This is a genomic window from Streptococcus sp. HMSC067H01, assembly GCF_001814775.1.
In the GTDB taxonomy this organism is placed as follows: domain Bacteria; phylum Bacillota; class Bacilli; order Lactobacillales; family Streptococcaceae; genus Streptococcus.
The window spans coordinates 1-9,670 of sequence record NZ_KV817777.1 but is presented as its reverse complement, the minus strand read 5'-3'; the positions used below and the strand labels follow the sequence as shown (position 1 = coordinate 9,670).

The 9,670-nt window shown below is 42.8% G+C and carries 5 protein-coding genes; 1 reads left to right on the top strand and 4 read right to left on the bottom strand.

Going from position 1 to position 9,670, the window contains the following annotated elements; genetic code table 11:
* Window positions 1-121: 121 nt before the first annotated feature.
* From HMPREF2987_RS00960 to HMPREF2987_RS00945, 4 genes are all read right to left on the bottom strand, one after another.
* Window positions 122-2,002, bottom strand: a complete 1,881-nt coding sequence (locus HMPREF2987_RS00960; protein ID WP_075228962.1) for a beta-N-acetylhexosaminidase — start codon at window positions 2,000-2,002, stop codon at window positions 122-124.
* A complete protein-coding gene (locus tag HMPREF2987_RS00955) occupies window positions 1,996-2,865 on the bottom strand; it encodes an ROK family protein (protein WP_075228961.1) in 870 nt (289 codons plus the stop codon). The genes HMPREF2987_RS00960 and HMPREF2987_RS00955 overlap by 7 nt, the downstream gene beginning before the upstream one ends.
* Before the next feature lie 84 nt (window positions 2,866-2,949).
* Window positions 2,950-5,595: an alpha-mannosidase gene (locus HMPREF2987_RS00950; RefSeq protein WP_075228960.1), complete on the bottom strand. Its 2,646-nt coding sequence runs from the start codon at window positions 5,593-5,595 to the stop codon at window positions 2,950-2,952.
* A gap of 185 nt (window positions 5,596-5,780) precedes the next feature.
* A complete protein-coding gene (locus HMPREF2987_RS00945; RefSeq protein WP_075228959.1) occupies window positions 5,781-7,061 on the bottom strand; it encodes a glycoside hydrolase family 125 protein in 1,281 nt (426 codons plus the stop codon).
* A gap of 172 nt (window positions 7,062-7,233) precedes the next feature.
* On the opposite strand from HMPREF2987_RS00945, the gene HMPREF2987_RS00940 reads away from it, so the two are divergent.
* Entirely contained in the window at window positions 7,234-9,321 is a 2,088-nt protein-coding gene (locus tag HMPREF2987_RS00940; protein WP_075228958.1) for a GH92 family glycosyl hydrolase, read from the top strand.
* Window positions 9,322-9,670: the final 349 nt, after the last annotated feature.

Genomic DNA, 9,670 nt, shown 5'->3' with positions numbered 1-9,670 from the left:
ACGTGGTTTGAATTTGATTTTCGAAGAGTATTATACCTTCATTATACTCCTTCCCAACCTCCAAATCAAAAAACATCTCCATTTATTTAAAAGGAGATGTTTGGCTATCTGTGATAAATTTCTAGGTTGTATAAATGGTCGAAGCTGTCGCAATAGTATGCCACTGGTTGGCTGTCGTTGCTGCGAAGTCCTTATCTGCGTAGAAGTCAGTAAATGGCAAGATCTCTACTTCTAGTTCGTCAATACGAGAGATTTCGCCTGTCAGGTAGTTTTCAATGCGACTTTCTGCTCGCTTGATCCGCTGCAAAAGTCCACCCATGCGGATATCTACTGTATCCAAACCAAAGACCTTGTTTTCTTTCAACCATTGGTGGCTAAAGAGCTTGTGGAAGTTTTCAATCTCACTTCTGAGTTCTGGCAGTTCTTCTCTAGCAATTTGTTGCAAGCTCTCTTTATCACCTGTTTGATAGGCTTGACGAATGCGTCGTCCCACATCAACCTTGCCACTTAAAATAGCATTCAACTGGGCCTGTGTTTCAAAGAGATAAGCATAGACTCCAGCTTTTTCTGTAATGTCAGAAAGAGTCTCAGCTGCCTGAGCAAAGTGAGGCTTGTCCTGTTCAGGAGTCATGTGCTTATCAAGAATTGGGCAAAGAACATCCTGATAAAAGACATAGCGGTTGGGATTGATACCGCTTAGATTTCCTGGTAAATCTGGTAAAAGGTTGGCCAAATCCAGCTGCATAAAGTCCTCAACCGATAGACCTGTATTGGTCTTGAAATGAGCTGACAAACGCTCTAAATCATTGCGGTAGCTGAGTTCTGCCCAGATTTGCAAGCTAGGCAGGATCGAGAACTGAGCTGTTTCACCACCATTGTCCCCCCAACCAGTCACAATGACTTCTTTGATCTGATTGGCACGGCAGGCTTTGTTTGCTTCGATAGCGATGAGACGACTGAAATGGTTGTGTGGTGTGAAACCAATCCACTTCCAAGCACCACCTGCAAAGGCAATATCCTGGCTAATCTTGTGGTGATTACCGAAGTTACGGTTGTATTTTTCCTCGCTATCTTGGTAATAATCCCAATAAACCAAGGTCACACGGTCTTTGAGACGGTCAAGATAAACACGAGTTTCTTCTGGAATTTCGACATCACGGTCGTACTGGCCATCTGCTGACATGAGTTTGAAGAACATATCGCTCCACATCTGGCAGTGGAAACCATACTTGTCTGCGATATCCAGCACGCGCTCCAAATGTTGACACATGAGGAGACTACGGTCCACAACACCGTTTAAGATGAGATAGCGTCCCAAACCAACCAAGTGGGCTTCGTCCATGCCGATATTGACCTTGCGTGTTTGTAGCTTAGACAAAGTCGCAAACATGCCGTCGATTAGGTCGTAAACTTTTTCTTCGCCGATGAGGAGAATGTCCTCTACATCACGAAGTTGCTGGACTTCTTTAACACCCCATTTAACAAAGGCTGATAAGTGAGCCAAGGTCTGAATACAAGGAACAAAAGTCATATCAAACTGCTGGGCATAGGCTTCGATTTCCTGTAATTCTTCAGCTGAATAAGCCCCGCGGAAATAGCCAAAATAAGGTTGCCCTTCAATCTGATAGGTGTCTTCCATGTAGAGCTCAAAGGTTGAATAACCCATGAGAGCTAAGACTTCAATCATCTGCTTGGCAGATGCAACATTTAGAACCGCATTACGGGAACAATCCGCCATGTAGGCTAAATCTTCATAAGCCGCTTGCTCCTCAATCTCCACCTTGTCACCTTCTACTAAAGCTGTTGCTAGCACAGACAAGGCGCGATAGAGTTGGTGAGGTTTGCGATAAGTCAATTTATATTCTCCGCCCTCACCCTTGATAGAGATAGAAGCTTGGTCAGACTGAGCGACTGCCACTTCTACATCTGGTAGAGAAATGTGCTTTTGAAGCAAGTCTATAGCTTGCTGTTGTTTACTGCTAATTCCGGTAAAATTTACCATTGGTTTTCCTCCTGTAACCAGTTGACAAGGGCACCGTAGAGATTGGCATCTGCCTGATAGGTGCAGGCTTGGATCACTGGCGCAATTGTATACTCTTCATATCTTTCCACAAAGACGTCTACCGCTTTTTGCACCCCTTTGATAAAATCTGGGTTCTGACTGATAGAGCCACCTAGGCTAATGACATCTGGGTCAATTAGATACTGGATATTGAGCAAGCCTTGAGCTAGATTACGATTCATACGCTCAATGGCTTCTTGGCAAAGGGCATGACCTGCTGAAGCCTCTTGGTAAACCTTTCGGCCATCCCAGTCTGACTGACCTGATTTTTCAATCACATAACGAACCATGTTTCCTGTAGAAGCTAATAGTGACCAGTTGTTGAGTTTTTCAGCTGGTTCAATGGTTGTCATATAGCCAAACTCACCACCTAAGCCGTGGCGACCACGGTGAATTTTGCCATTGATAATCATGGCGCCACCAATCCCTGTGCCAATGACAACACAGGCTGCATTTTCAATCTCAGGATGAGCTAGCAGTTCACTAAGTCCAACACAGTTGGCATCATTTTCTAGATGGACAGGGAGTTGGTGATGAGCAAGGGTCTCATACCATGAAAAACCATGGATATAAGGAATGGCACTAATCCCCTCGATCACACCTGTTTCTTGATTGACCGCTCCTGGAACACTCATAGCAATCCCACGATAGTCCTGTTCTGACAAGCGTTGGTCCAACCAAGCCAATAAATCTTCTAAAGTTTCTGGAGTTGGGGTGCTGGTTTTATCTAAAATCTTTCCATCAGGAGTTAGACTAGCAAACTTAATGCCAGTCCCTCCGATATCAATTGTTGCAATGATCATTGCTTTCACCTGCAAAAAGGAGCGAATCAGCAGTTGGTTCTTACTTTTTCGCTCCTCCTTTCTGTTTATGTTTACTTTTTGAAATTAAATTTCTTCTTTTTGAATGAGTTCTGTACGAATTTCCTGTGGTGCCAATAGTCCTGAATGGACTGGGTATGGGCGTTCCAACAAGTCAAGAATAGTTTGTTGTTTTTCAGACACACGGATATTTTCTTGACTCATGTTGTAGTAACGAAGGACATAACCTTCTTCATTCTCAGCCACCTTAAAGGCTGTTGGGCAGACTTGTGGCAAACTGAGTGCAGGATGGTTAAAGAGGCTACCCGTTGCTGCAACGCTTCCCTCTTGTTTTGCAACTTGAAGAGCTGTAAATGGCACCTGGAAGGCTTTGGCACGACGGAAAGCTGAGAAGCGTTCCCCTGCTTGGTGGCATTCTACTGCAAATTCAACTTCGATATCACGCAAACACTGAGCTTCCGGCGTTGGGAAGTAACCCCAGTCACCGAGTTCGCCTGAAGCACGAAGAAGGGTTACAGCCATGGTGTCATCTCCAAGAATTTCATACTCGTGCAATCCTTTATTGGATACTGTCACTCCTTTAACATCATCATACAAGCTGACAAAGGCTTGTTGGTGTTGTGGATTTTCAGGATTTTCCCAAGAAGCTGCTGGTTTATTTGGTCTTATCACAACTTCATAGATGCTTTCGGAATCATTGCTTGGACGAGTGTTATGAGTTTTGACCAAGAGACGGATGCGGTGATCCTTGGCAGTATTGGTAAAACGAGTTTTAAAGCGAATCTGTGGATTGTCCACAAAGACAGTCATTTCTGTTTCAAGAGGAATGGTTGTCAACTCTTCTGAACGACCTGCGTCTCGTTTCATGAACTCGATGATACCTCTTTGTTCTGCATCCAATTTTTCATCTGCGCTAACTGGAATAGTCAAGTCATGTTTGAGCAAGATTTTGGCATAGCGAGCATTGTTTTCTAGGACATCGTATCCCTTCAATTGAGCATAAATTGGCTCAGTTCCTTTCGGCTGGAAGTAAATGTACTCGTTACCAATATCTCCACGGTCCTCGAATTGGATGAAATCTTCGTAAGCTTCATTCGTAGTCTTGTCGTAGAGTGTAATTCCTTGGTCTACACTCACTGTTACGAATGGGGTATCAATGACTCCATTTTGGTAAATACCATCACGGTGATTTACTTGACCTTCGACCAATTGGAAGCTTGCCCAAGAAAGAGGAGCAAGGTGAACTGGGATTGTCACGCGCACTTGACGAGCAATATAGGGTTGACGGAATTTATCTTTAGGCAGAGTATAGCCAAAACTTGCTCCCAAGTCTTCAATCTTGGCTTCAAGGACATGGCCATCCAAATCTTCAACATGGTAATCTGGCAAGGTCACGGCTGCCATCTTCTTGTAACCTTCAGTCGGATGCAATTCTTTGAAATCACAAGTAACCACATCCACTACAACACTGACAGTATCTACCTTGTCATGTAAAGCTGTGTTGACAACGGTAAAGAGGTGGTCGCTTTGCGCTTCCTGAGTTGCTATTTTATGTTTCCACTCGTTAAGAAGATTACTCTTAACAAAATTCCCGACTTGATTAACCTTTGCAAAACGAGTTTCCATTTCACGGTGAACTTCGTCAATACTACAACCACAGATACTATCGTGCGGTGCATTTTGCAGAAGTACTTTCCAAGCATAGGTCAATTGATCTTTGTGGTTATGTCCACCAGTGATAATGGTTAATGGTTCCACGACCTGCTCTAACAAGTTGCTATTTTCTTGGAAGGCTTGTTTGAGGTAAATACGGGAAGAAGAGGTGTTAGCAAGAGTATACCAACCATCCGTTTCCTGACTGGTCAACTCACCTGTGACCGTTGATAGGTGTTCAGGAAGTGCACTTTCCACTGCTTGGACATATTCATCAAAAGAACTGTGAATAAAGGTCACGTCTGGGAAGAGTTCATTTGCCACACGAATCGCTTCACTAATATTTCTCTGTACAGGCTGGTGGTCACAACCGTTCATCATCAACCATTGATTGGTCGAAGCGTAGGCACGCACATCTGCTAATTTTTGTTTCCAGAAGGTCAAGGCTTCGTCTTTATCCACTGGAATTTCGTTCCCATTACTATACCAGTTAGCAAAGAGAATACCCAGGACACGACTCCCATCTGCACCCTGCCAGTACATCTCAGAAAATTGAGAGGTAAACTGTTCATCTTCAAGGACTTGATTGTCAAATCCTATTGGCTTGACACCGCGACCAAAGGCTGCTACGTGAATACCTGATTTTTGAAGGATTTGAGGAGCCTGCCCCATATTTCCAAAGGTATCAGGGAAGTAGCCAATTTGAGTAGATTTGCCCCATTTAGCACATTCAGCTTGTCCAATCAAGGTATTGCGGACATTGGCTTCACTTGAAATCAAGTAATCATCCTGCAAGATATAGAAGGGACCAATCTTGAGTTTGCCTTCGTCGATATAGCGCTGCACCTTGTCACGGTTTTCAGGGCGAATTTCTAAATAGTCATCAAGGACAATGGTTTGTCCATCCAAGTGGAAACTCTTGAATTCAGGATCATTTTCAAAAAGATCAAACAGATTGTCAAACAGTTCCACCAATTGCATACGGTGACTTTCAAAAGGTAGATACCACTCACGATCCCAGTGACTGTGAGAGATGATATGTACAACAACATTTTCCATGAGTAAAACCTCATTCTAACTTAAATTTAAAAATATATTTGTGATTCTAACAAGAATCAGTGAAGCTAAAGCGTGCTCCTTATACTCAATGAAAATCAAAGAGCAAACTAGGAAGCTAGCCGCAGGCTGTACTTGAGTACGGCAAGGCGAAGCTGACGTGGTTTGAATTTGATTTTCGAAGAGTATTAGCGAATATCCAAGTAATCCAAGACTAATTCGCAGAACATCATGTTGGCCCATGAGAACCATTCACGAGAGTAGAGAGTCGGGTCATCTACGTGGAAGCTTTCATGCATAACACCTGTTTCGCCATCACAGGCAACTAGTTGGTCTAGCAAGTATTTTTTTTCAGCTTTATCTGTAGCTGTTAAGCCTTGAATTGATAGGGCAATCGGCCAGATATAACGATAGAAGGTATGAGAGCTTCCGAGACCGCTAGCGTATTCTCCTTGGTAGAAGTAAGGATTTTCTGGGCTGAGAATGGTGCGACGAGTTGCTTGATAGACCTCATCGTTCACATCACAGTAACCAAGATATGGAGCAGCTAACAAACTTGGTACGTTAGGGTCGTCCATGATGCTAGCATTTCCTAAACCGTCTACTTCAAAGGCATAGATCTTCTCGCCCATGCTGTTAGTCGTGTAGGCGTAATTTTCGATCCCTTCTTGAATTTCAGCTTGCAGACGTTTGGCATCAGCAATGATGCTTTCACTATCAGCTAGCTTCAATTCTGCAAAGATTTCTTGGACATATCCCAAAACAACCACTGCAAACATATTTGACGGGATCAAGTAGCTATACTGACAGCAGTCATCGCTTGGACGAAAGGCTGACCAGGTCATTCCTGTCACGGCAAAGTCAGGACCAAAACCATCATTAACCAAAGTGTCTTCCTTACGATCGGTATCACGAACAAAGCGATACGGAGAGTTATTGTGATCTTGCTCCACCGTCCAAAGATGAAGAATCTCCTTGGTCGCCGTAACAAAAGTTTCATCAAACTGACTAGTCTCGCCAGTTTCTTTCCAAAGAAGATAAGCTAATTGCAATGGATAACAAAGCGAATCCACTTCATACTTACGTTCCCAAATCCAGCCATTGAGGTCTGTATGGTCTGTCTCGTGATGACCCTTCCAGTTCTCCTCAATATTGAAAGAGTTGGCATAGGGATCCTTGAGAATCAAAGTCATCTGGCGTTTAACCAAACCAGCAATGGTCTGGCGCAAACGAGGATCTCTTTTTGCCACATGAAGGTATGGTCTAAGCTGAGCAGTCGAGTCCCGAAGCCACATAGCTGGGATATCCCCAGTCAGCACAAAGGTCGAGCCATCTTCTAAGATTTCAACTGTATTGTCTAAAGTGTCTGTATAGCAACGCTCAAAGACATCCACCCATTCCGGATGATCTTTAGCACGCTCCGCTACCTCATCTAGCCACTCTCTGACGATTTCTTTTGAATAAACCATAAACTATTTTGCCTCTTTCAAACAAATTTTCATTTTCAGTATATAGCTTTTAGCCCAGAAAATATATACACAAATGTTAGTCATTATTCTACAAAATTGTTATATTTTAAAGTCATTTTCTAAAAGTATCCTTTTTCTGATATAATGTAGAAAACTACTGAAGGAAACCACTATGAAACCGATACTTGAAACCATAAATACGCGTTTTGGAACAGCCAGTAAACATGCTTTTTCACGAGGAAACACACTACCATACACTGGTGTGCCTTTTGGGATGAATTACTTTGTTCCACAAACTAGTGACCAAGAAGGATCTTGGTTTTTTGACCCTCATCTTCCTATCTTTCAGGGGATTCGACTAACCCACCAGCCTAGCCCTTGGATTGGCGATTACTCCTGGCTCTTACTGACTCCAGTTACAGGAAAAATCAAGGGTAACACTCTCTTCCATCGTCAGTCTTCTTATAATCTTGAACGTGCTATTTTCAATCCTCATTTTCTAAAGATTTTTTCTGAGCGTTATCAGATTGAAACGCAGCTAAGTCCTACTTGCCATGGAGCTTCTATTCAACTAAGACAAACACAAGGAAAAGCCCTCTCCCTCTATCTTCACGCAGCAGATGAACTGACAGTTGAACAAGTCGATAAGCGAACTCTGGCCCTGAGACAAGAAGGTGAAACCGAAACTAATAAAAGTCCTCTCGTCATGTACACTGCCCTCACATTCTCTACGGATATTCTATCTATCAATCAAGAGGGGCAAGACTGGCGTATTGATTTGGCTGGAGCGGAAGCTCAGATTCAATTGGCCACTTCATTTATTTCCAAAGAACAAGCTTTCTTTAATCTTCCTAAACAGGATTTTACAGAAACAAGAGCAGACGCCAAAAAAAGTTGGGAAGATCTTCTAGGCCGATTTGATGTCGTGGAAACCGGCTCTGTAGACCGAACATTTTTTGATCATTGTCTATACAGACTCTTTCTCTTCCCGCAAACCTTTTATGAGGTGAGTGAACAGGGAGAAGAGATTCATATAGACCTCGCTTCAGGAACAATTAAACCAGGTCTTCTCTTTACCAATAATGGTTTCTGGGATACCTTCCGCACTTCATTCCCACTCTTTGCCTTGATTATTCCAGAGCACTATCGTCAGTTTCTCGAAGGCTTCCTCAATAGCTATCGAGATACTGGATATCTCCCTAAGTGGCTTGCCCCTGATGAAAGAGGAATGATGCCTGGCACTTTGATTGATGGTCTTATTGCAGATAGCGCCTGCAAAAACATGGCACCTGAGTTTGAAGAAGAATTTCTCAAAGCCATGATTGAAACTGCTACTAAGGCAGATCCAAAAGCTATCAACGGGCGACACGGCCTAAGCCAATACCAAGAACTGGGCTATTTATCCACAGACCACCACGAAAGTGTCAGTCATACACTGGACTATGCTTACAGTGATTTTTGCATCTCTACCTGCGCAGCAAAATTAGGTCAAGAAGAGCTGGCACAATCCTATGCTCAATATGCTAAGAATTATCAAAACCTATTTGACCCTGAGACAGGCTATATGAGGGCGCGTGATGTAGATGGCAACTTCCGTCCTGACTTTTCTCCCTATAGTTGGGGGCGAGATTACGCCGAATGTTCAGCTATTCAAGCCAGTCTAGGTGTCTTACATGACATTTCTGGACTTAGCCAACTAATGGGTGGAAAAGAAGCCTTTAGTAACTATCTTTTGAAAGCTTGTCAAAGTCTACCGCTCTTTGAAACGAATGGCTATGGATATGAAATTCATGAGATGAGCGAGATGGCAACAGCGCCATTTGCTCAACTAGCCATTTCCAACCAACCAAGTTTCCACATCCCTTATCTTTTCCGTTATAGTAACTATCCCCAATATACTAGTCTCTTAATCAAGACCCTCCGTCAAAAAGCTTTTCAAGCTGGCTGGGATGCATATCCAGGAGATGAGGACAATGGTAGTCTATCGGCTTGGTATGTATGGTCTGCTCTCGGACTTTACCCAACCTGCCCAGGAAAAGCAAGTTATGACCTTGGGATTCCACTCTTTGACCACCTTCGTGTCTATCTGGCAGAAAAAAATCAGTGGTTGGATGTTCGTACTCAGCAAAATCATGAACACTTCCACTTTGTCCAAGACTGTCGACTGGACGGGAAAGAAAAACAAAGCATCAGCCATCAGGAACTGCTCAATGCCAAGACTCTTGACTTTGCCCTCAGCTGGTTGCCAAAGCATAACTAATACAATATCCCACAAGTTATCCACAATTTGTGGATAACTTGTGGGAAAATATTTTTTTCAATAATGCTCTCTCAACTCTTTATAAGAATAAAGCTTTAAAACATATACTTTTAAAACATATACTTTTAAAACAAGCATTAACTCTCTATCAAAGTACTTTCACACTCGATTTTGAAGATAACCAATTCTCAAAACATCTGTTTTTTTATACTAACTTTTGGAAATAGTTATCCACAGCCTGTGGATTAGCAAAGTTTGTTTTTTACCTTCAACACAAGATTAAAGATAAAAATAAGACCAGATAAAACTCACGTTTAATACTCAATGAAAATCAAAGAGCAAACTAGGA